The sequence below is a fragment of the Streptomyces sp. NRRL F-5126 genome (assembly GCF_000721265.1).
Lineage (GTDB): Bacteria > Actinomycetota > Actinomycetes > Streptomycetales > Streptomycetaceae > Streptomyces.
Window position 1 is genome coordinate 277,143 of the sequence record NZ_JOFZ01000004.1, and the last position, 19,805, is coordinate 296,947.

Annotated in this window: 21 protein-coding genes; 9 read left to right on the forward strand and 12 right to left on the reverse strand. The window is 73.9% G+C overall.

The annotated features are described in order from the left end of the window. Positions 1 to 34: 34 nt before the first annotated feature. Positions 35 to 913 carry an SIS domain-containing protein gene (locus IH48_RS0109710; protein ID WP_420705468.1) on the reverse strand — a complete coding sequence of 293 codons (879 nt, stop codon included), beginning with the start codon at positions 911 to 913 and terminating at the stop codon, positions 35 to 37. A 119-nt stretch (positions 914 to 1,032) separates the two neighbouring features. Further along, positions 1,033 to 1,722, reverse strand: a complete 690-nt coding sequence (locus IH48_RS0109715) for an HAD family hydrolase (protein ID WP_030901868.1) — start codon at positions 1,720 to 1,722, stop codon at positions 1,033 to 1,035. Positions 1,723 to 1,893: 171 nt separating this feature from the next. On the opposite strand from IH48_RS0109715, the gene IH48_RS0109720 reads away from it, so the two are divergent. Continuing rightward, a complete protein-coding gene (locus tag IH48_RS0109720) occupies positions 1,894 to 2,946 on the forward strand; it encodes a lactonase family protein (RefSeq protein ID WP_030901869.1) in 1,053 nt (350 codons plus the stop codon). A gap of 80 nt (positions 2,947 to 3,026) precedes the next feature. Here IH48_RS0109720 and IH48_RS0109725 read toward each other — a convergent pair whose 3' ends face one another. Both IH48_RS0109725 and IH48_RS0109730 read right to left on the reverse strand, forming a co-directional pair. Continuing rightward, entirely contained in the window at positions 3,027 to 3,956 is a 930-nt protein-coding gene (locus IH48_RS0109725; protein ID WP_078849591.1) for a sirohydrochlorin chelatase, read from the reverse strand. A 157-nt stretch (positions 3,957 to 4,113) separates the two neighbouring features. Beyond that, the gene (locus tag IH48_RS0109730) at positions 4,114 to 5,127 is read right to left on the reverse strand and encodes an N-acetylglucosamine kinase (RefSeq protein ID WP_234434192.1); all 1,014 of its coding nucleotides are present in this window, start codon (positions 5,125 to 5,127) and stop codon (positions 4,114 to 4,116) included. Positions 5,128 to 5,264: 137 nt separating this feature from the next. Between IH48_RS0109730 and IH48_RS0109735 the strand changes: the two genes are divergently transcribed. Both IH48_RS0109735 and IH48_RS0109740 read left to right on the forward strand, forming a co-directional pair. Then, a complete protein-coding gene (locus IH48_RS0109735; RefSeq protein ID WP_030901889.1) occupies positions 5,265 to 5,942 on the forward strand; it encodes a uracil-DNA glycosylase in 678 nt (225 codons plus the stop codon). Positions 5,943 to 6,241: 299 nt separating this feature from the next. Continuing rightward, positions 6,242 to 6,793 carry a DUF488 family protein gene (locus tag IH48_RS0109740; RefSeq protein WP_030901892.1) on the forward strand — a complete coding sequence of 184 codons (552 nt, stop codon included), beginning with the start codon at positions 6,242 to 6,244 and terminating at the stop codon, positions 6,791 to 6,793. Positions 6,794 to 6,873: 80 nt separating this feature from the next. Here IH48_RS0109740 and IH48_RS0109745 read toward each other — a convergent pair whose 3' ends face one another. Next, positions 6,874 to 7,953, reverse strand: coding sequence for an NADH:flavin oxidoreductase/NADH oxidase (locus IH48_RS0109745; RefSeq protein WP_030901894.1), 1,080 nt, complete (start codon positions 7,951 to 7,953; stop codon positions 6,874 to 6,876). Between the two features lie 157 nt (positions 7,954 to 8,110). On the opposite strand from IH48_RS0109745, the gene IH48_RS0109750 reads away from it, so the two are divergent. Further along, positions 8,111 to 8,836 carry a DUF6214 family protein gene (locus IH48_RS0109750; protein WP_158710272.1) on the forward strand — a complete coding sequence of 242 codons (726 nt, stop codon included), beginning with the start codon at positions 8,111 to 8,113 and terminating at the stop codon, positions 8,834 to 8,836. Between the two features lie 44 nt (positions 8,837 to 8,880). Here IH48_RS0109750 and IH48_RS0109755 read toward each other — a convergent pair whose 3' ends face one another. The 6 genes from IH48_RS0109755 to IH48_RS0109780 form a co-directional block, all read right to left on the reverse strand. After that, complete coding sequence (locus tag IH48_RS0109755; protein WP_030901899.1) at positions 8,881 to 9,519, reverse strand: TetR/AcrR family transcriptional regulator; 639 nt, start codon at positions 9,517 to 9,519, stop codon at positions 8,881 to 8,883. A gap of 180 nt (positions 9,520 to 9,699) precedes the next feature. Further along, positions 9,700 to 10,410 carry an HAD family hydrolase gene (locus IH48_RS0109760; RefSeq protein ID WP_030901901.1) on the reverse strand — a complete coding sequence of 237 codons (711 nt, stop codon included), beginning with the start codon at positions 10,408 to 10,410 and terminating at the stop codon, positions 9,700 to 9,702. Positions 10,411 to 10,429: 19 nt separating this feature from the next. Beyond that, a complete protein-coding gene (locus tag IH48_RS0109765) occupies positions 10,430 to 11,092 on the reverse strand; it encodes a phosphatase PAP2 family protein (protein ID WP_051839480.1) in 663 nt (220 codons plus the stop codon). 66 nt (positions 11,093 to 11,158) lie between these two features. Beyond that, positions 11,159 to 12,094: a M56 family metallopeptidase gene (locus tag IH48_RS0109770; protein ID WP_030901905.1), complete on the reverse strand. Its 936-nt coding sequence runs from the start codon at positions 12,092 to 12,094 to the stop codon at positions 11,159 to 11,161. A gap of 209 nt (positions 12,095 to 12,303) precedes the next feature. Continuing rightward, positions 12,304 to 12,936, reverse strand: a complete 633-nt coding sequence (locus tag IH48_RS0109775) for a DUF5134 domain-containing protein (protein ID WP_030901908.1) — start codon at positions 12,934 to 12,936, stop codon at positions 12,304 to 12,306. 234 nt (positions 12,937 to 13,170) lie between these two features. Then, entirely contained in the window at positions 13,171 to 13,521 is a 351-nt protein-coding gene (locus IH48_RS0109780; RefSeq protein ID WP_030901910.1) for a hypothetical protein, read from the reverse strand. Positions 13,522 to 13,919: 398 nt separating this feature from the next. Here IH48_RS0109780 and IH48_RS0109785 point away from each other — a divergent pair, with 398 nt between their 5' ends. Beyond that, positions 13,920 to 14,786: an NAD-dependent epimerase/dehydratase family protein gene (locus IH48_RS0109785; protein ID WP_234434193.1), complete on the forward strand. Its 867-nt coding sequence runs from the start codon at positions 13,920 to 13,922 to the stop codon at positions 14,784 to 14,786. 94 nt (positions 14,787 to 14,880) lie between these two features. Next, positions 14,881 to 15,498, forward strand: coding sequence for a GNAT family N-acetyltransferase (locus IH48_RS0109790; RefSeq protein ID WP_030901915.1), 618 nt, complete (start codon positions 14,881 to 14,883; stop codon positions 15,496 to 15,498). Here IH48_RS0109790 and IH48_RS0109795 read toward each other — a convergent pair. Continuing rightward, entirely contained in the window at positions 15,488 to 16,138 is a 651-nt protein-coding gene (locus tag IH48_RS0109795; protein ID WP_030901918.1) for a glycerophosphodiester phosphodiesterase, read from the reverse strand. The genes IH48_RS0109790 and IH48_RS0109795 overlap by 11 nt on opposite strands. A 336-nt stretch (positions 16,139 to 16,474) precedes the next feature. Between IH48_RS0109795 and IH48_RS0109800 the strand changes: the two genes are divergently transcribed. Genes IH48_RS0109800 through IH48_RS0109810 form a run of 3 tightly spaced genes read left to right on the forward strand, consistent with a single transcriptional unit; the run spans position 16,475 to position 19,787 of the window. After that, entirely contained in the window at positions 16,475 to 17,890 is a 1,416-nt protein-coding gene (locus IH48_RS0109800) for a DUF6421 family protein (protein WP_030901920.1), read from the forward strand. Positions 17,891 to 17,925: 35 nt separating this feature from the next. Next, entirely contained in the window at positions 17,926 to 18,699 is a 774-nt protein-coding gene (locus tag IH48_RS0109805) for an SDR family NAD(P)-dependent oxidoreductase (protein ID WP_030901922.1), read from the forward strand. Further along, entirely contained in the window at positions 18,696 to 19,787 is a 1,092-nt protein-coding gene (locus IH48_RS0109810) for a threonine aldolase family protein (protein WP_030901924.1), read from the forward strand. The genes IH48_RS0109805 and IH48_RS0109810 overlap by 4 nt, the downstream gene beginning before the upstream one ends. Positions 19,788 to 19,805 lie beyond the last annotated feature (18 nt).

The window sequence follows — 19,805 nt, forward strand, 5'->3', positions numbered from 1 at the left end:
ACCGGGCCGCCCTCGGTGGCCGGAGCGCGGTGCGTCAGCCCTCCGCGAGGATGACGGACCGCGTCAGATTACGCGGTTCGTCCGGATCGAGACCACGTGCCCTGGCCCGGTCGAGCGCCACCCGCTGCACGAGTACGAGATCGGCGAGCGGGTCGCGGCCGTGTGCCACGAACCGGGCGCCCGTGCGGGCCACTTCGTCCGCCAGGCCCTCCGGAGGAGCGCCGAACATCCAGGTGATCCGCCCGGGAGCGGCGATCGCCACCGGGCCGTGCCGGTACTCCATGGCCGGGTACGACTCCGTCCAGCTCTGCGAAGCCTCCCGCATCTTGAGCGCGGCCTCGTTGGCCAGCCCGTACGTCCAGCCGCTGCCGAGGAACGTGAACTGCTCGGCCCGCACCCACTCGTCCTCGACCGGCGCCCGCAGCGCCTGCTCCGCGTCGCGCACGGCCGCCGCCACGTCGACGCCCGCGTGCGCGCGCAGCAGCGTGAGCGCCGTCGTCGCGAACCGCGTCTGCACGACGGAGCGTTCGTCCGCGAACGGCAGTGCCACCACGGCGTCCGCCGCCTGCGCCATCGGCGACGCCGTGTCACCGATCAGCGCCACCGTCCTGGTCCGGCCCCGCACCCCGGCCAGCAGGCGCAGTACTTCCGTCGTGGTGCCCGAGCGGCTGATCGCGACGAGTACGTCGTACCCGCGCCCGGAGAGCGGCGCCTCCGACGCGGTGAACGCGTCCGTCTCGCCGAGGCCCGCCGCCTCGCGCAGCGCGGCGTACGCCTGCGCCATGAACCACGACGTGCCGCACCCGACGACCGCGACGCGCAGGCCCGGGGCCGGCAGCGGGCAGGAGGGGTCCGCCGCGAGCCGGGCCGCCTGCCGCCAGCACTCCGGCTGGCTGGAGATCTCCTGCGCCATGTATTCGACGTCGCTCACGCGGCCACCCCTCGTCTGTTCATTTCTGACGCACAAGGCTAACAACCAAGCAGTAACGAGCGTCCAGTGTGGTGGCAACTGTGTGGAGCGCCCGCCCGCCCCTATCCCATCAGCCACGCGTACGCGGCCGCCGCCGTGAACTCCGCCTGCCCGCCCGGGAACAGCAGCTCAGCCGCCTCGAACTCCGCAGCCTGCGGGGCACCGGGCGCGGCCGGCACGGAAGGGACCGCGACGCACCGCATGCCCGCCGCGTGCGCCGCCGCCACGCCGGGAGCCGAGTCCTCGACCACCACGCACCCCCGCGGCTCGGCCCCCAGCCTGCGTGCGGCCTCGAGGAAGACGTCGGGCTCAGGCTTGCCCGCCGCGACCTCCTCGGCCGACGCCGAGGCGGCGAACAGCCCGGCGAGGCCGCTGTGCGCTAGCGCCGCGTCGATGGCCGCACGCGACGAGCCCGACGCGACCGCCATCGGGACGCCCGCCGCGCCGAGCGACTTCACGAACGCGCGCATCTCGGGGAACACCTCGGTCGACGTCCGCAGCAGATCCAGGTACAGGGCGTTCTCCTCGGCGAGCAGCGCGCCCACGGGCGCGGCCAGGCCGAAGCGTGCCGCCAGCACCTCCAGCGTCTCGCGCGTCCCCACCCCGATGAAGGCCGCGTGCTCCTCCCAGGTGAAGCCCGCCACCCCGTGCCGCGCCAGCAGCAGGCGGGTCGCCTCGAAGTAGAGCGGTTCGGTGTCGACCAGGGTGCCGTCCAGGTCGAACAGGACGGCTGCGGTGTGCGCGGGAGTCATGCGTCCAGCATGCCAAGGCCGTGCGGCGCACGGGCCCGCCGCTGCCACCAGGCGCGTTCGGAGGCGGACGGCCTGCTACCGTCGCCGAAACCGGATCATCGGCAGCCGTGCGCCGCCGGGAACCACCCGGGAGACAACCGGGGAGACAACACCGGACAAGGGGAGTAGAGCGTGAGCGAGCAACGCGGCGGGCGCGCCTTCATCGGGTCGTACACGGGCGAGGGCGGCCGTGGCATCGTCGTCGCGGACGTGGCCGCGCGCACCGGCGCGCTGACCGTGCTCTCCGCGCTCGACGCCGTGCCCGAGCCGTCGTTCGTGACCCTGAACGGCGACGCCTCACTCCTGTACGCCGTCTCCGAGACGGACGACGGGCATGCCGCCGCCTTCCGCGTGGGCGCGGACGGGACGCTCGCCGAGCTGGGGGAGCCGAGGCCGCTGCACGCGGCCGAGCCCGCCCACCTGTCGCTGGCGGCCGGCCACCTGCTCACGGCCAACTACGGGTCCGGCAGCGTCACCGTGCTGCCGGTCGCCGCGGACGGCCGTCTGGGCGAGGCGAGCGGCGTGTACGCCCACGAGGGCAGCGGCCCGGTCGCCGGCCGGCAGGAGGGCCCGCACGCGCACCAGGTGCTGCCCGACCCGAGCGGCCGCTGGGTGCTCTCCGTCGACCTCGGCACCGACTCGGTCCGCGTCGGCCGCCTCGACGCCGCGACCGGCGAACTCGCGCCGCACTCCGAGACGGTGCTCACGCGCGGCCGAGGACCCCGCCACCTCGCCTTCCACCCGGACGGCCGCCACGCGTACGTCGTGCACGAACTGCACCCGTCCCTGACGGTGTGCCGCTGGGACGCCGACGCCGGCACGCTTGAGGCACTGGGGGAGGCGCTGCTGTTGCCCGCCGCCGGGATCGCCGCCGCGCAGAGCGCCGCCTCCGCGGTCGTCGTGGACCGTGAGGGCCACTTCGTGTGGGTGGCCAACCGGGGCCACGACTCGATCTCCGTCCTCGCCCTCGACCCGTCGGCCGAGAATGCCGAACTGGTCACGACCGTGCCGTGCGGGGGCCACTGGCCGCGCGACCTCGCCCTCGACCCGGCGGGACGCCGCCTCTACGCGGCGAACGAGCGCTCCGGGGACGTGACCTGGTTCGACGTCGACCCGGCGACGGGCATCCCGGTGAAGGGCGGCTCGCTGGAGCTGCCTGCCCCGGTCTGCGTCGTCTTCGGCTGACCGCGGCGCAGGGCGGGACGCGGACGCCCCGCCCGTATCACCCGGCCCCGCCATCGGGCCTAGCCCCCGGGCCCCGCGCCTCAGGGGGCGGGCGACTCCTGGGTCTGCGGAACGATGCCCGTCACCGCGACGTACCGCGCGAGCGCGAGCTTGCCGATCGCCGGGTAGGCGCCGAGCGGCTCCGCCGCCGCGCAGTCCGCTTCCTTGACCGCCGCGTCGAGCAGCCCCTCGGGCAGCTCGGGGCCGACCAGGTAGGGCGCGAGCGCCAGTTGGGCGGCGCCCGCGTCGCGCAGCTGCTGGGCCACCGCCGACACCGCGCCCTCCTCGTCCAGCGCGGCGGCCATCACGGGAACCGCGAGGCGCGCGGCGAGCAGCATGCCGGTGATACCGGCCGTCTGCACCGCCTCCTGGCCGCCCACCGAGGCCAGGATGATGCCGTCGGCCGCCGTCGCGACCGTGAACAGCCGCGCGCGGTCGGCCCGCGAGAGACCCGCCTCCGACAGGCGCACGTGCAGCGCCTCGGCGAGCAGCGGGTGCGGTCCGAGCACGTCGGTGACCTCGGCCGTGGCGCCGCTTCCCGCGGCGGCCTCCCGTATCCGGGCGACCAGCGACTCGTCGGGCCCCGCGAGCAGCGGCACCACCACGGCGGCCGGGCCCTCGGGCTCCGGGACGTCCCGCCCGGCCACCTTGGCCAGTTCGTACCGCTCGTCGCGCAGCGCGGCGGCCCGCGCCACCACGCCGCCGACCGTCGGGTACGCGCCGTCCTCGGCGTCGTCGCCCTCCAGGAAGGCCGCGGTGGCCTCGAGGCCGGGGAGCTCGGAGCGCGTCATGCTGGCGAGTTCGTCGGCGAGGGAGCGCGCCGCCGCCGACGGTGCGCCGGGCACGGCGAGGACCAGCGTGGGCGCGCCCTGGGGAGCGGCCACGGTTTCCGGTCGTCGGTGGCGCCCCGACTGGCGGGGGCGCGGCATTCGTACGGGCAGGCCGGGTGCGGGCCCAGTGGGGGTGCTCATGGCGCCGAATGGTACTGGTTTTACGGGTCGGGCTGTTCGGGTAGGGGCGGTACGGGGGCGAGCCGTCCGTATTTGCCGCTTACGTGGCTTTGTGGTTATGCGCCTCGCGGTATGCGTGCACGCGGCGGCCCCGCGCCCTCGGCCCGCCGTCCGGCCGTCACGGCCCGGCGACCGTCAGCAACCGCGCGTCCAGCGGCAGCGGCAGCTCGCCGGCCGCCAGCCCGGCGGCGACGGTGAGCGCGCCGGCGAGCGGGTCGCCCTCGGGCTCCACCACGTGCCCGCGCGTGACGCGTTCCGCCAACTCCGCACGCACCGGCGCGAGCAGCGGCTCGCCCATCCCGAACAGGCCGCCGGTCAGCGCGATGCGGCACTCGCCGGACGCCGGGGCGACCGCCGCCGCGGCGTCCGCGATGTGCCCGGCCGCCGCTGAGAGGATCCCCGCCGCGACGGGGTCGCGGCCGGCGCACGCGGCCACCTCAGGGGCGAACGAGGCGAGCACGGCGGCCCTGTCGGTGCGCGGATACAGCAGACCGGGCAGTTCCGGCGCGGGCCCCAGCGCCTCCTCGGCCCTCGCCAGCAGCAGGGCGGAACCGCCGCGTCGTCCGTCGTACGCGCGCATCGCCGCATCCAGGCCCGCACGCCCGATCCAGGCGCCGCCACCGCAGTCACCGAGCAGATGGCCCCAGCCGTCGGCCCTGCGCCACCGCGCGAGGTCCGTGCCGAGCGCGATCATGCCCGTGCCGGCCGCGACGACGGCGCCCGGGCGCGCTCCGAGCGCTCCCGCGTAGCCGGTGACCGCGTCCGCCGCCAGCGCGACCCTGCGCACGCCCAGCGCGTCCCGCAGGCCGCCGGGCAGTCGCGCGCGCAGGTCGCCGCCGAGTGTCGCCATGCCGGCCGCCCCCACCGCGACTGCCGCGAGCACCTGGTCCGCCCGTCCGTCGGCGCCCGCGTCCGCCAGCAGTGCGCGCGCGGCGGGCACCACCGCGTCGAGCAGGCGTCCCGCGTCGATGCCCGCGGGTCCCGTCGGCACCGGCCCCGCCGTGGTGACGGGCCCGGCCCTGCGTACCGCGCCGCGACCGTCCGCCGAACCCAGGGCGATCCTGAGCCCTGAGCCGCCGGAGTCGACGCCCAGCACCCAGCTCACGGCAGCCACCTGCTTGTGGGTGAACAACTGCGCGACCTCATGGGTGTTCTCCAGAGTGGCGACGGGGCCGGACGACGATCGGCGCGAAGCCTATCGCCGCCCGGGCGACGGCGACCACGGGCGGCCGGGAGGTGCGGCCCCGTGAGCCGGTAGGGTGACGGCCCGTGACAGCGCAACCGTTGAGCGAACTGGTGGAACCCGGCTGGGCCGAGGCCCTGCGCCCCGTGTCGGGACGCGTCGCGGCGATGGGGGACTTCCTGCGGGCCGAGATCGCGGCAGGCCGCACGTACCTGCCCGCGGGACCCGACGTGCTCCGCGCCTTCCAGCAACCCTTCGACGATGTACGGGTCCTGATCGTCGGTCAGGACCCGTATCCGACCCCGGGGATGCCCATCGGGCTCAGCTTCGCCGTCGCGCCCGAGGTCTCCAGGCTGCCGGGCAGCCTGGAGAACATCTTCCGCGAACTGCACGCCGACCTCGGCCTGCCGAGGCCCTCCAACGGGGACCTGACGCCGTGGAGCCGCCAGGGCGTGCTGCTGCTCAACAGGGCCCTGACCACGGCGCCCCGCAAGCCCGCCGCCCACCGCGGCAAGGGCTGGGAGGAAGTGACCGACCAGGCCATCCGCGCGCTCGTGGCGCGCGGCAAGCCGCTCGTGTCGATCCTGTGGGGCAGGGACGCCCGCAACCTGCGCCCCCTGCTGGGCGACCTGCCGGCGGTCGAGTCCGCCCACCCGTCTCCCATGTCGGCGGACCGCGGCTTCTTCGGCTCGCGGCCCTTCAGCCGAGCCAACGACTACCTCGTTGGCCAGGGCGCGCAGCCGGTGGACTGGCGCCTGCCCTGACCGGCCTCCCGTCCGCCGCGCCGCTGGTGCGGAGCGTCTCGGGCGATGATCCGAGCCGGACCGCTCCGCCCGCTCCCGGGTGAGCCGGCCGGACTGCCCGTCCCCGCCGAGTCGCGCCATGACCAGGCGGGACGCCTCGTGCGCGCGTTCCGCGCTGCGGGCAAGGCGCCCGCACCGACGCCGCCCGGCCGGGCGAAGTCGGCCGCTGCGGCCCGGCCCCGTGTGGCGGTAGCCCGCCGCGAGGCGGGACGCTTGGCTCGGTGGGGGGAGCCGTACGCCTTGCCGAGGGAAGTGGCGCGATGCACGGGACGGAGCGCGAGATCTGGACGATCGGGCACTGGACGTGCCCGGAGCAGGAATTCCTCGGCCTGCTCGACGCGCAGCGCATCGACACGCTGGTGGACGTGCGCGCCCATCCGGGCTCGCGCGCGAGCCCGCAGTTCCTGGCGGACGCGATGCGCGGCTGGCTGGAGCGTGCGGGCATCGCCTACACGTACCTGGGCGAGGAACTGGGCGGCCGCCGGCGCCGGCAGGACGTGGACCCCGCGATCAACGCCGGATGGCGCAACGCGAGCTTCAAGAACTACGCCGACTACACGCTCGGCCCGGCCTACGAACGCGGCATCGACCGCCTGACCTCCCTGGCGGCCGGGCACCGCGTCGCCGTGATGTGCGCCGAGCCGGTGCCCTGGCGCTGCCACCGGCTCCTGATCGCGAACACGCTCACCGCGCGCGGATGGACAGTGCTCCACATCCTCGGAACCGGCGAGCCGCGCGCCCATGAACTGGGCGGCTGGGGCGCGGCTGCGCGCGTGGATCCGGACGGCACGGTCACCTACCCGGCGCCGTGACCACGCCTGTCCCGGGGTGACATGGTGGCGCTGCCGCTCGACCGGCGGGCGACGACGGGGCGACAGCGCGGCGCGTCATATCAGAACGCGCGCTCGTACTGCGGTGGCACGTGCGCCGCATCGCCGAGTTCCGCTGCCGCGCGCTGCGCCCAGGAGGGGTTGCGCAGCAGCTCGCGCGCCAGCAGGACGGCGTCCGCCTCGCCGTTGGCGAGGATCTTCTCCGCCTGCTCGGGCTCGGTGATCAGGCCGACGGCCGCCACGGGCATCCGTGAACCCGACTTGATCCGCTCGGCGAACGGCACCTGGTAGCCGGGGCGCACCGGGATGCGCACCCCGGTGGCGTTGCCTCCCGTGGACACGTCCATCAGGTCCACCCCGTGCGCGAGCAGCTCGTCCGCGAGCCTGACGGTCTCCTCGGGCGTCCAGCCGCCCTGTTCGAGCCAGTCGGTGGCCGAGATGCGGAAGAACACCGGCAGGTCGTCGGGCCACACGGCGCGCACGGCGTCGACGACCTCGAGCGCGAACCTGGTGCGGTTCTCGAACGAGCCGCCGTACGCGTCCGTGCGGTGGTTGCTGTGGGGCGAGAGGAACTGGTGGATGAGGTAGCCGTGCGCGCCGTGGACCTCCGCCACCTCGAACCCGGCGGCCAGCGCCCTGCGGGCGGCGTCGGCGAACTGCCCGACGATCTCGGCGATGCCCTGCGTGGTCAGCTCGGCGGGCACCGGGTGCCCCTCCGCGAACGGCAGCGCGCTCGGCGCCACGACGTCCCAGCCGCCGTCCTGTGCGGCGATCGGCCCGCCGCCCTTCCAGGGCGCGTCGGTGCTCGCCTTGCGGCCCGCGTGCGCCAGCTGGATGCCGGGCACCGCGCCCTGCTCGGTGATGAAGCGTGTGATCCGCCGGAACGCCTCGGCCTGGGTGTCGTTCCAGATGCCGAGGTCGTAGGGGCTGATGCGGCCCTCGGGGCTCACGGCCGTCGCCTCCGTGATGACCAGCCCCGTGCCGCCTGTGGCGCGCGCCGCGATGTGCGCGAAGTGCCAGTCGGCGGGGGCGCCCGCGTCCCGGCCGGTCGCCGCGGCCGAGTACTGGCACATCGGAGCCATCCACACGCGGTTGGGAATGGTCAGCGACCGCAGGGTGTACGGCTCGAAGAGGGCGCTCACGAGAGCTCCAATCACTGCGAAAAGGTCATGCGTTTGTACGGTTCCTGTCGTACGACGCCGCGTGCCGCGGAAAGATTCCCCGCACGATGACGGCCTGCTCGGGTGGCGTGCGGCGCGCCATGACCATAAGGGCGGATTGCCTGATTAAGTTGTGAATGTGCCGGAACACAAGCTGATGACCGCCAAGGCGTGTGATGAGTTCACCGCGCAGGGCCTGCCCGTCTGGGAAGTCCAGGGGTACGGCACCGTGACGGGAGCCGGCCGCGAAGCGCGCCCGCCCTGGCTCGACGTCCGCCTCACGCTGCCGGACGGCGCACGCGTGGACGTGCTCGCGGTGGTGCGGGGCGACACGATCGCCATCGAGGACGCACAGGCCGACCCTCCGCTGCCCCTCGCCTCCCTCGGCGCCCTGTCGTCGGCCCTGCACGGCCCGCTGGAGGCGGCGTGCGCGTCCGTCATGGCCCCGGCGTCCGCCTACGACTCCACTGTGCGGACGGCGCCGCCCGCACCACCGTCACCGGCCATCGCGCCGGAACCGGCCACTCAGGTGGCTCCCGTGGCGTCGCCGATCGGCCCTGCCCCCGAGGAGCAGGTTCAGCCGCTCGCCGCCGCCGACGGCCCCGTGGACGGCGACGCGCCGCCGTCCGCCGCGCCCGCCGTGGCCGCGGCGGCGGGAGGCCGCCACCGCGGCCACGGCGCCGCCGGCCGGCGGGGCGGCAGGCGCGGGGACGTCGTGGACGCGTACCGCGCCGCCCAGTCGCGTGGTGAGGACCCGGTGCTCGCCGTGATGGCCGCGACGGGTTTCGGCAGGCGCCGCACCCTCCGGCTCATCGCGGGCGCGCGCGACGCGGGTCACCTGCCCTCCCGCAGGCGGAAGGCCTGAGCCCCGGCCGCGCGGCGGGGGCTCGGACCTGGTCGCGCGGCCGCTCAGCCGCGCGCGAGAGCCACGAACCCGGCGCCGCCCGGCGGTTCATCGCCCGGCGGGACACCGAGCCGCCAGTCGAGTCCGTAGCGCTGGAAGAGGTCGGCCCGCAGGCGCGGCAGCGGCATCGGCGCGCCCGGCATCAGTATCGCGAATACCGAGCCCATCAACTGTGCCCGCAGCAGCGGGTAGTCCGCGTCCGGGTCGGGTGAGCCGTACCGCTCGACCGTCTCGTGCAGCAACTGCGCGAGACGCTGCTGCTCGGGGCACCGCACGAACCCCTCGGCCTGCAGGATCCCCGCCATGTGCGTGCGCATCAGCGTCGGGTGGGAGACCGTGAGCCCGAGGATCGCGTCGATGGCCCGGGCCATCAGCTCGGGTCCGTCGTCCGTGCGCGGCTCGCGCTCGAGACCGGCTTGCAGGGCACGGTGCATGAGCCGGTGGACGGCCGACTGCAGGAGCTGCCGCTTCCCGGGGAAGTAGTACGACACGAGGCCGCGCGCGGAGCCGGCCCGGTCGGCGATGTCCGCCAGCGTCGTCGCTTCGTACCCCGCCTCCGCGACCAGCTCGACGGTGGCGTCGAGCAGCCGCTCGCGCGAGCGTCGACGGAGCTCCTCATTGACCTCTGCGCTTCGCGGGGACATGCTTACTCCTGCGTTGACTGGCTCTTAGCCAGTATACTCAATGCGACTTGCCGCAGGCCCTTGAGGCCCTGGTCGGCGGGTTTCGTCCGCCTTGGGCGACGCGGGGGATCGTCCAAGGCGGACGCTTTCGCATGCCATGCGCGCTTCCACGCCCCGCCCTCCCGGGGCGTGGAACCCCTCCTACGGAGCGGAGCCGGGGCCCGCGAGCGCCAGCACGGGCCGCAGCCCCGCCGGGCGCTCCTCGACCGGCAGGTGGTCCACGAAGAAGACCTCGCAGCCGAGCGCCGAGGCGCCGCCGTCCGCTTCCCTGCTGTCGCCCACCATCAGCACGTCGTGCGGGTCCTGGCCGAGCTCGTCGCACGCCGTCTGGAACAGGCGCGCGTCCGGCTTCTGCACCCCGTGCTCGAAGGACAGGACGTACGCGTTCACCAGCGCGTCGAGCCCGTGGGCGCGGAAGACCGGCCGCAGGTCCCACCCGATGTTGCTGACCACGCCGACCGCGATACCCGCGCCCCGCAGGGCGCCGAGCACTTCGGCGGCGTCCGCGTAGGGCCGCCACGCGTCGGGCGTCATGTGCCGCTCGTACAGCGCGTCGTAGAGCGCCGGGTCCGGCAGCCGCGCCTCGCGGGCCAGGCCCGTGTAGGCGGCGCGGTGCTCTGCCGCGCTCCTGTCCCGTACCGCCCACGCGCCCGCCAGGTGCTCGGGCACCCTCTCCGGCGGCGGACCCCCGGGCAGCGCGCCGGCGACGGCCAGCCGCATCGCGCTGCGCCGCACGTCGTCGGACGGCATGGCGACGCCCGCCTGGGCGAGGGTCGCGTCCAGCCACGACCGGGCCGACTCGATACGGAACAGGGTCCCTGAGAAATCGAAGAGGACTGCCTTGAACGTCATGGGACCGATCCTCGCGGGCTCACTGGTCCCGGTACAAGGCCAAACGCCCGGAACAGGCGCCGGAACAGACGACGGACAGCGCGACGACGCACACGCCGAGCAGCCATCCCCCCAGCACGTCGGACGCCCAGTGCACGCCGAGCCACAGCCGGGTCAGACCCACCCCGAGGGCCGACACGACCGCCACGGACAGCGCCACCGCCCACCACGCGCCGGCCAGGCCCTGGCGGTGCGCCGCCCACAGCAGCAGCCCGACGGCGATCGTCGCCGCCATCGCGTGCCCCGAGGGGAACGCCGCGAAGTGCGCGGAATCCACGGGGTGCTGCCAGTGCGGCCTCGGCCGCCCGACCGCCGACTTCACCAGCTGCTCAAGACCCCAGCCGACCAGCGTGGCCGCGACCAGCCACCCGGCGAGCAGCCGCGCGCCGCGCAGCCACAGCACGACCACGCACGCGGCCGTCAGCAGCCGCATCGTCGTGGGGTCCCACACCCAGTCCGTGAGCACTCCGGCGGCGTGCGTCACCCCCGGATCCGACAGCGCGCGGTGGTGCAGGCCGGCCGCGGTCCACCGGTCGAACGAGACCAAAGGGCCCCAGCCCGCCACCACCAGGCCGAGGACCACAGCGAACGCGGCGCCGCTCAGCACGGCGGTGCGGGCGGGGACCGAGAGGGGTACGGGCATGACGGTGATACTCGCCGACCGGGCGACGCTCGCGCCAACCGGCCCCGGCACCGCCGCCCGAGCAGGTCAGCCGAGCGCGCGCAGCCCCGGTACCAGCGCCACGAGCAGCGGCACCGCGGGCACCAGCGCCGCGGCGGCCGTCAGCCGCAGCCTGCGGGCCGGGGCGAGCCTCGGCACCGGTGACAGCAGCCGGTCCACCCGCTGCGGCAGCTCGGTGTCCGTGCCGTGCCCGGGGACGAACACGCCGCGCTCCTCGTTGAGTTCGACGAGGGCGAGCGCGATCGCGCGGTGGCCGTAACGCCGCGATGCGGAGTCGTCCGCCGCCAGCTCCACCAGCCGGTGGATCTCGTCGCGGAACGCGGCGAACACGGGCACCTGCGGGAAACCGTTGGCCAGCGCACACGAGCAGTGCCGCAGCCAGTCGTGCCTGGCGCGCGCGTGCCCCTGCTCGTGCGCCAGGACGGCGTCGAGCCCGCGGCCCTTCAGGCGCCGCAGCGCCCCCGTCGTGATGACCAGCCGGGGAGCGGCGCCCGGCAGCCACCAGGCGTCGGGCTTGTCGCCCTCCAGGACCACCAGGGGCTCCTCGCCCGGCTCCTCGCCGGGCAGGACGGGAGAGCGGACGAGGAGTTCCCTGCGGCGCTGCCTGCGCCGCTCCCGGGACGTGTGGATCTCGCGCGTCAGCATCGCGGCCGTCCACAACCCGCCGCTCGCCAGCACGATCGCGAGCATCGCCGCCCACGGGCGGTGGGCGCCCAGCGCGTACGCGCGCACGACGCCTGCCGGAGCGCCCACGAAGACATGGCCCCTGACGGACGCCCACGCTGCGGCGGCGCTGAAGACCATCGACAGGGCAAAGCTGAGCAGAACGGCGGCCACGACGCACTGCCAGACCCACAGCGCGACCACCGGCTCACGCTCCCGCCAGTCGGCCCGCGACAGCAGCCGCGGCGCCACGACGGCGGCGAGCGCCCCGAGCAGCAGCAGCGCTATCGAGACCATCATGGCCCCAGCCTATGAGGACCGTGCCACCCCGGATACGGCCTCCGACGCCAAGTGACGCAGGACACCCTCACGCTCCGGCACCGCGGCGGCCCAGGCAACTCCCGCCTCCCTCGGGGCCGTCGGCGCGCAGTCCCGGCCGTCGGCCGCATCGCGGCCGTCACCCGGCGCGGCACGAGGCTCCCTCGAACCGGTGAAGACGCAGAGCGTCGTCAGAGCGTGAGCAGCATCGCCAGCATGGCCATGCTCATGGAGAGCCGGCAGGCCAGTGTGACCTCGGGCCTGACCGCGACGCGCACCGCAGCCCCCCTCACCGCGCGTACTCCGTCCGGCGCCGGCGCGCCCGCCGGCGCGGCCCCGATCCCCGGTATCAGCCGGGAGCCCGCCCACAGCACGTAACCCGCGAAGTAGAGCAGCAGCACCCCCGTCATCACCGGCATCCCGGCCGGCGCCATCACCTCGCCCGCGCCCATCCCGGCCATCGCACCGTGGCTGCCGGCGCCCGCCGGGAAGGACCCCATGGCCAAGGACATGTAGACCATGGCCAGCGTCCCCACCAGATGGTGCGCGTGGTGCCCCGCGGACCGCCCACGCACGGCCACGGCCACGCACGCACGCAGCGCCGCGAGGCCGAAGACGACGGCGTACGCGCCCCACACCCAGAGCGGTGGCGCCCGCACCAGGGCCGGGAGTGCCATGGCGGCCATGCCGAACCCCATCAGCGCCTCGCCACGCGCCGTCGCCCTCGTGCCGCCGGCGGCCACGCGCGTGCGCAGCAGACAGTACGACCCGGACGCGGCGCACACGGCGACCATCAGCCAGCTCACCAACAGTGGTGCGTGCACGCCGCATCCCCTCCCCCCGGAACCTTCAGTGGGGTGTTGCCCGGCAAGAGCGGCGCGCATACAGGCGCACGGGAACACAAGGGGCGTGTTCGGCGGCGCACGCCATTTTGCCGCGCTCGCCGCGTAGGGTCGTCAATGCGCGGGAGAAACGCGAAATGCCGGTGAAACCCGTATGGCCCGGGAGTGCTGAACACGTCAGCGGCTCCCGGGCTCTTCACCGGCCTTTCTTACCGGTTACTTCACGAGGACCACGGAGTTGATCGGCGTCATGTTGTAGGGCTCGTACGAGCCCCTGTAGCGCTCCACGTCGGTGCAGGGGCTGCCGCCGTTGTAGCCTCGGCACAGCTTGAAGCCGGCGTTGCCGGTCTGATTGTTGACGATGACGCGCTTGCCGATGACGTTGGACAGGTTGTGTGCGCCGTAGCTGTAGAAGATGTTCCTGTTCAGGATGGTGCCGTTCGTCTCGCGGATGCAGACTGCCCCCGACGGGCAGGGCGTCGCCGCCTCGGCGCTCGGCGCCACGGCAAGCCCGAGCGCGCCCATGGCGAGTGACAGTCCTGCGGCGGCCGTCGCGATCTTGCGCATGTTTTGCTTCCCCCTACTGTTGCGGTCGATGCCTCCGGTCCGAAGCACCTCGGTCCCGAAGGTAGACCGTGCCGAAGTGGCTTTCGGGGAATTTCGTCCAAGTGGGAGGCGGATGTTCCGCATTCGGCGTTTTCCGGTGCGGCCGGCAGGCGATTTCCGTGTCTCTCGCGGAACAACTCACACACCATTTCCCGTGCGGCGACTTCCGCACCGTGACGACTCTCATCCGTCCGGGTATCGCCGAGAAACCGTTCGAATTCTTCCGCCGACGATGGAGTTGCGCCCTCGCCCTGACGCAGAATGGGCCCACACAACAACCTCCTGGCAGGTGCTCCGATCGTGGTGATCCCGTCGACCGTCTCCCACCCCCGTCCCCACGCCGCTGGCGCCGGCAGCCCGTGCGCGGCGGCGACGGCCTGATGCGCGTCCTGGTGACCGGCGCGGCCGGGCACATCGGCGGTCACGTCCTCGACGCGCTCCTGGCCGCCGGACACGAGGTCGTCGCCACCGACCGGGTCCCGGTCGACGACCCCCGCCCGGCGCGCGTGCACATCGGGGACCTGCGGGACGCTGAACTGGTGTCCGCTGCGATGGACGGGGTGGAGGCCGTCGTGCACCTGGGCGCGATCCCGCACCCCGACGTGGACGACGGCAGCGCGCTGTTCGCCGCGAACTGCCTCACCGCACACCGCGTGCTCGACAGTGCGGGCCGTGCGGGTGTGCGCCGCGTGGTGGCCGCCTCCAGCCTCTCCGCCCTCGGTCTCGCCTGGGCGCCGACCCCGCAGTCCCCGCGCTACGTGCCCGTGGACGAGCAACACCCCCTCGTCGTCCAGGACCCCTACGGTCTTTCCAAGGTGGCGCTGGAAGAGATCGCCCGTGCCACCCACCGCCGCTACGGGACCGGCATCGTCTGCATGCGCTTCCCGTTCGTCGGCACGGGCGAGCGCCTCGCGCGCCACTTCGAGCGCGTCGCAGCCGACCCGGGCGGGCGCAACGCCGCGGAGCTGTGGGGCTGGCTCGACACGAGGGACGCGGCCGAGGCGGTGCGCCGCGCCCTGGAGGCCGGCCCGGACGGCTGCCACGTCGTCAACGTCGCCGCGCCGGACACCTCGTCGCCGTTGCCTACCGCCGAGCTCCTTCGCCGCTACCACCCTGACGTGCGGGTCCGCGCCGAGCTGCCGGAACACGGCGGCCTGTTCGACCTGAGCGCGGGCGCCGAGCTCCTCGGCCGCCTGCCCACCCGCCCAGGGCCCGGCAGCCGCTGAGCGCGCCCGGCCGCCTCGGCGAGGGCCGCAGGCGCGGCCCGCGTTAGGCTCGGACGTCCCGCCGTGCACACGCCCGAGGAAGGCACACCGCCCCATGGAGACAGAGACCGGCGCCGCGGACACCGCGCGGCGGCCGACGGAGCGGCTCACCTACCGCGACGCCACCACGGCCGACGTGGAGGCGCTGGTCGCTCTCGTGCAGTCCGCCTACCGGGGCGACTCCAGCCGGACCGGCTGGACCACGGAGGCCGACATCCTGCGGGGCCGGCGCACCGACCCGCGTGGTGTGCTCGAGGTGATCGAGGCGCCGGGAAGCCGGCTGATCGTGGTCGAGCGCGGCGGTGCGCTCGTCGCCTGCTGCCAGCTGGAGGCACGCGGAGCGGGCGTCGCGTACTTCGGGATGTTCGCCGTGCGTCCCGGGATGCAGGGTGACGGCATCGGCAGGCGCGTCATCGCCGACGTGGAGCGGATCGCCCGGGAGGAACTGGGCGCGCGGGAGATGCAGATGACGGTCATCACCGTGCGCGAGGAGCTGATCGCCTGGTACGAGCGGCGCGGCTACCGCCGCACGGGGGTGGAGACGCCCTTCCCGTACGGCGACGAGCGGTTCGGCGTGCCCACCAGGGACGACCTGAGGTTCGAGCTGCTGGTCAAGCCGCTGCTTCCCGGCGACGCGGCCGAGGCGGGCGGCGGGGCGGCCGTCACCCGCTGAGGCGGGCGGCGCGGCGGATCTCGGGGAAGTCGGTCGTCACACCGTCGAGACCGAGCGCACGCGCGAGGCGCAGCCGCTCCTCGGTGTTGACGACCCAGCCGATGACCCGCACCCCGTTCGCGTGTGCGTTCTCCACGACCTCAAGGGTCACCCTGCGGATCCCGAGGGCCAGGGTCCCCGCGCCCACGGCCTTCGCCCGGTCGACCACGTCCGCGCCCCAGCGGCTCGCGATCAGCACCGTGCGCACGCCGGGCACGAGCCGCGCGATCTCGGCGACCGCCTCGTCGTGGAAGGACGACACCTCGACCCGCTCCACGAGCGAGCGTGCGTGGATCACCTCGGCAAGCGCCCTGGCGGCTGCCACGTCCTTGATCTCCGCCTGGATCGGCGAGCCGACCGCGTCGAGCACCTCCTCGAACACGGGCACGCGCTCGCCCCCGCCCGCGTCGAGCTCCCTGAGTTCGGCGAGTGTGCGCTCCGCGATCGGGCCGCTGCCGTCCGTCGTGCGGTCCACGTCGGCGTCGTGCATGACGACCAGCGCGCCGTCCTTGCTCAGGTGGAGGTCGAGCTCGATGGCGTCCATACCCGCCTGTTCGGCCCGCCGGAACGACCGCAGGGTGTTCTCCGGCTCGACGCCCATCACGCCCCGGTGACCGATGGTGGGAAAACTCACGGCTCTCTCGCTTCCGTCGACGGCGGATCCGCCCCGCGCCCCTGAAGCGGCGGCGTGACCGGCAGCCTAACGGGCGCCGAGCGTGCTGGAGGAGCTGCCGGAGCCGTGTCCCCGTCCGGATGCGCGCTCAGCCTGCGCGAGCGGGATCGTGCCCACGAATCTCTGCTTCTAACCGCCCTGTGACAGTAAAATCATCGGTGAATGCCCCTCTGGACGCGATAATCCACGCTCCCCCGCCTTGTGGGGATGAACCTCTCACTTATACGGTGTCTGTACGCGAGGTTCTCCCGTGGAGGAAGTGACATGACGGAAATTCTTGAGCAGGACGCCGCCCAGACGACTACATCCGCCGCTGACAGGGTGGTCGAACACCCGGCGTGGCCCGAGCTCAAGAGCGCCGTCGAGGAGATCAGGCCCTGGCAGGCCGCGGACGGCTCCATCGACTTCGAGGCCGATGGCGCCCCCACCCGCGAGGAGGCCGGCGCCGCGCTCCGGCGCGTCATCAGCGCCGTGGAGAAGCTCTCGCCCCTCCTGCCGCACGACGCCGGGTACCACGCGGCGCTCGTCGCCGACCTGCGCGCGTGGGCCGACGGCGGCTTCGCCGTACCGGACTTCCTCGACTCGCTGCTGGCCTTCCAGCCCGCCGCCCACCGCGCCGACGGCCTCCAGCACCTGGCCGTCTTCCCCATGTACACGCAGAACGGCAACCCCGACCGCAACCTCGAAGCCGTCGTGCTGCGCATGGTCTGGCCCGACTGGCTGGCCGAGCTCGAGCGCACCCGCTACGACAACCCGCTGTTCTGCGGCATCACCTTCGAGGGCTTCACCGCCGGGTACGACACCAACTCCGCGGTGTTCTTCCCCGAGACGATCGCCGTGCGCGAGGTGCCCGAGCGCTTCAGCTGGGGCGGCATCTTCTGCGACCGCGAGGCCGCGCGCTTCCGCCGGGTCGCCGGCGCGGCCGTCGACCTGCTCGGCGTCGAACTGCCGGAGGACGTGCGCGCCATGCTGGACGACCAGCAGCGCTGCATGGAGGCGTTCGTGCTGTGGGACATGATCCACGACCGCACGCACAGCCACGGCGACCTCCCGTTCGACCCCTTCATGATCAAGCAGCGCCAGCCGTTCTGGATGTACGGCCTGGAGGAGCTGCGCTGTGACCTCAACGCGTTCCGCGAGGCGGTGGGTCTTGAGGCCGACGGGCTCCCGCAGGGCCGCGACGTGCAGATCGCGATGCTCTTCGACCGGCTGTTCCGATTCCCGGTCACCGGCTCCCGCGTCAAGAACTACGACGGGCTTGGCGGGCAGTTGCTCTTCGCCTACCTGCACAAGCACGACGTGGTGCGCTGGACGGACAACACGCTGCGCATCGACTGGGACCGCGCCCCCGAGGTGACCAAGAAGCTCTGCACCGAGATCGAGGACCTCTACCGCCAGGGCATCGACCGGCCCAAGATCGTCCACTGGTTCGCCGCGTACGACCTGGTGTCCACCTACCTCTCCCCGCATCCCGGGTCCAAGTGGAACAAGGGCCCCGACGCCCTCGACCTGACGCTGCCGCCGCGCAAGCTCGTGGACGACGTGCTGCCCGACGAGTTTCCGCTCAGCATGTTCTACGAGGCCCTCGCGAAGAAGCTGAAGAAGGTCGTCGCCTCCACCAAGGGCATCACGCCGAACGTGGCCGGGCACTCCGCGAGCGGCGAGCGGGCCGCGGCGTGAGCGGCCGGGGAAGCGATCCGGGAGAGGACAGCGCGATGGACACAGCCGCCGGAGGTCCGGTACTCGACGGCATGGTGATCGCCGTGGCCGGTGCCGCGGGCCCCGCGGGGCGGGCGGCCGTGCTGCGGCTCGCCGCCGCGGGCGCCACGGTCGCCGCGGCGGACGCCGACGCCGCACGCCTGAAGGAGGTCGTCGACGCGGCCGCGTACGCGGGCAGCGCCAAGGTCACAGGCGAGACCGTCGACCTGCTCGACGCCGCCGCGGCACGCGCCTGGGCCGACCGCCTGGAGAAGGAGCACGGCGCGGTCGACGGCGTCGTGCACCTCGTCGGCGGCTGGCGCGGCAGCAAGTCGTTCGCCGCTACCGACCTCGCCGACTGGGACCTGCTGGAGAAGCTGCTGATCCGCACGGCGCAGCACACCAGCCTCGCCTTCCACGACGCGCTGCTGCGCAGCGGCCGCGGCAGGTTCGCGATCGTCAGCGCCGCCGGCGCGACGAAACCCACCGCGGGCAACGCCGCGTACGGCGCGGCCAAGGCCGCGGCGGAGGCGTGGACGCTCGCCCTCGGCGACTCGTTCCGCAAGGCCGCGAAGGCGGGGGGCGACGCCGAGCCCAGGGCGGCGGCTGCGATCCTGGTGATCAAGGCACTGGTGCACGACGCGATGCGCGCCGAGCGCCCCGATGCGAAGTTCGCGGGCTTCACGGACGTCAAGGACCTGGCCGAGGCCATCGCCGGGCTCTGGGACCGGCCCGCGCAGGAAGTGAATGGACACCGTCTGTGGCTGACGCCCGAACCGAACCGACCCTGAACCCGACGCCCGGCGCGGCGACCGACGCGAGCCGCCACCACGACCCGGCGGCGCGCGGCTTCGCCAGCGACAACTACGCGGGCGCCCACCCCGAGGTGCTGGCGGCGCTCGCCCTGGCCAACGGCGGGCACCAGATCGCGTACGGCGAGGACGAGTACACCGCCCACCTCCAGGACGTCGTACGGGGCCACTTCGGGCAGCGCGCCGAGACCTTCCCCGTCTTCAACGGCACGGGCTCCAACGTCGTGGCCCTCCAGGCCATGGTGGACCGCTGGGGCGGTGTGATCTGTGCCGAGAGCGCCCACATCAACACCGACGAGGGCGGGGCGCCCGAGCGGGTGGGCGCGCTGAAGCTGCTCACCGTCGCGACGCCGGACGGCAAGCTCACGCCGAGCCTCGTCGACTTGCAGGCGTTCGGCTTCGACGACGAGCACCGCGCCATGCCCCAGGTCGTGTCGATCACCCAGTCCACGGAACTGGGCACCCTGTACACGCCCGAGGAGATCAGGGCGCTGTGCGAGCACGCGCACCGGCACGGCATGGCGGTCCACCTGGACGGCGCCCGCATCGCCAACGCGGCAGCCGCGCTCGACGTGCCCGTGCGGGAGTTCACGACCGACGCGGGCGTCGACGTGGTCTCCTTCGGCGGCACGAAGAACGGCATGCTCTTCGGCGAGGCCGTGATCGTGCTCAACCCGGACGCGGCGCGTGCCGTCAAGCGGCTGCGCAAGCTGTCGCTGCAACTCCCGTCGAAGATGCGGTTCGTGTCCGTGCAGCTCGAAGCGCTGCTGGCGGGCGACCTGTGGCTGCGCGGCGCGCGACACGGCAACGCGATGGCGCGGCGCCTCGCCGGCGGGGCGCGCGGCGTCGACGGCGTGGAGATCATCTACCCGGTCGAGTCCAACGGCGTGTTCGCGCGGCTGCCGCGCGATGTGGCGGAGCGGCTGCAAAAGCGCGTCAGGTTCTACTTCTGGAACGAGACCGGCCCGAGGGTCGAGGTGCGCTGGATGTGCTCGTTCGACACCACCGAGGAGGACGTCGACGCCTTCGTGCAGGCGCTCAAGGAGGAGTCGGCCCGCACGGTGTGACCACGGCGCCGGGGATCG

Excerpts from the sequence above, each read along its gene's own strand:
- IH48_RS0109710 (WP_420705468.1), bottom strand. The coding sequence starts at position 913 with ATGGCGCAGGAGATCTCCAGCCAGCCGGAGTGCTGGCGGCAGGCGGCC.
- IH48_RS0109715 (WP_030901868.1), bottom strand. The coding sequence starts at position 1,722 with ATGACTCCCGCGCACACCGCAGCCGTCCTGTTCGACCTGGACGGCACC.
- IH48_RS0109725 (WP_078849591.1), bottom strand. The coding sequence starts at position 3,956 with ATGAGCACCCCCACTGGGCCCGCACCCGGCCTGCCCGTACGAATGCCG.
- IH48_RS0109740 (WP_030901892.1), top strand. The coding sequence starts at position 6,242 with ATGCACGGGACGGAGCGCGAGATCTGGACGATCGGGCACTGGACGTGC.
- IH48_RS0109755 (WP_030901899.1), bottom strand. The coding sequence starts at position 9,519 with ATGTCCCCGCGAAGCGCAGAGGTCAATGAGGAGCTCCGTCGACGCTCG.
- IH48_RS0109760 (WP_030901901.1), bottom strand. The coding sequence starts at position 10,410 with ATGACGTTCAAGGCAGTCCTCTTCGATTTCTCAGGGACCCTGTTCCGT.
- IH48_RS0109765 (WP_051839480.1), bottom strand. The coding sequence starts at position 11,092 with ATGCCCGTACCCCTCTCGGTCCCCGCCCGCACCGCCGTGCTGAGCGGC.
- IH48_RS0109770 (WP_030901905.1), bottom strand. The coding sequence starts at position 12,094 with ATGATGGTCTCGATAGCGCTGCTGCTGCTCGGGGCGCTCGCCGCCGTC.
- IH48_RS0109780 (WP_030901910.1), bottom strand. The coding sequence starts at position 13,521 with ATGCGCAAGATCGCGACGGCCGCCGCAGGACTGTCACTCGCCATGGGC.
- IH48_RS0109790 (WP_030901915.1), top strand. The coding sequence starts at position 14,881 with ATGGAGACAGAGACCGGCGCCGCGGACACCGCGCGGCGGCCGACGGAG.
- IH48_RS0109795 (WP_030901918.1), bottom strand. The coding sequence starts at position 16,138 with ATGGGCGTCGAGCCGGAGAACACCCTGCGGTCGTTCCGGCGGGCCGAA.
- IH48_RS0109800 (WP_030901920.1), top strand. The coding sequence starts at position 16,475 with ATGACGGAAATTCTTGAGCAGGACGCCGCCCAGACGACTACATCCGCC.
- IH48_RS0109805 (WP_030901922.1), top strand. The coding sequence starts at position 17,926 with ATGGACACAGCCGCCGGAGGTCCGGTACTCGACGGCATGGTGATCGCC.